This window comes from Tatumella sp. UCD-D_suzukii, from assembly GCF_000611875.2.
Taxonomy (GTDB): Bacteria; Pseudomonadota; Gammaproteobacteria; order Enterobacterales; family Enterobacteriaceae; genus Tatumella; species Tatumella ptyseos.
Genome location: NZ_JFJX01000019.1, coordinates 1 through 922, shown reverse-complemented (window position 1 = coordinate 922; position 922 = coordinate 1). Strand labels below are relative to the sequence as shown.

Annotated in this window: 1 protein-coding gene; it reads left to right on the top strand. The window is 61.2% G+C overall.

All coding sequences use genetic code 11. From position 1 onward, the window contains the following. The coding region (locus tag CG67_RS05940) for an Ig-like domain-containing protein (protein ID WP_038024709.1) at positions 1 to 922 on the top strand (922 nt) is incomplete at both ends.

Genomic DNA, 922 nt, shown 5'->3' with positions numbered 1-922 from the left:
GCCGGTGAACGGTAATGTGCTGACCAATGACACGGATAAAGACGGCGACACGCTGACGGTGACGCAGTTCACCGTGGACGGTCAGACGGTGAACGCCGGTGAAACCGCGACCCTCAGCGGCGTGGGTACCCTGACCATCGGCAGTGACGGTAAATACACCTTTACCCCGGTGGACGGCTATACCGGCAAGGTCCCGTCTGCGACCTACACGGTCACGGACGGGCAGGCCACGTCCACCGCGACGCTGAGCTTCAGTACGATCAACACCCCGCCGGTGGCAAACAATGACACGGCGGTGGCGAAAGAAAATACGCCGGTGAACGGTAATGTGCTGACCAATGACACGGATAAAGACGGCGACACGTTGACGGTGACGCAGTTTACTGTGGACGGTCAGACGGTGAACGCCGGTGAAACCGCGACCCTCAGCGGCGTGGGTACCCTGACCATCGGCAGTGACGGTAAATACACCTTCACGCCGGTGAACGGTTATACCGGCAAGGTCCCGTCTGCGACCTACACGGTAACGGACGGGCAGGCCACGTCCACCGCGACGCTGAGCTTCAGTACGATCAACACCCCGCCGGTGGCGAACAATGACACGGCGGTGGCGAAAGAAAATACGCCGGTGAACGGTAATGTGCTGACCAATGACACGGATAAAGACGGCGACACGCTGACGGTGACGCAGTTCACCGTGGACGGTCAGACGGTGAACGCCGGTGAAACCGCGACCCTCAGCGGCGTGGGTACCCTGACCATCGGCAGTGACGGTAAATACACCTTTACCCCGGTGGACGGCTATACCGGCAAGGTCCCGTCTGCGACCTACACGGTCACGGACGGGCAGGCCACGTCCACCGCGACGCTGAGCTTCAGTACGATCAACACCCCGCCGGTGGCAAACAATGACACGGCGGTG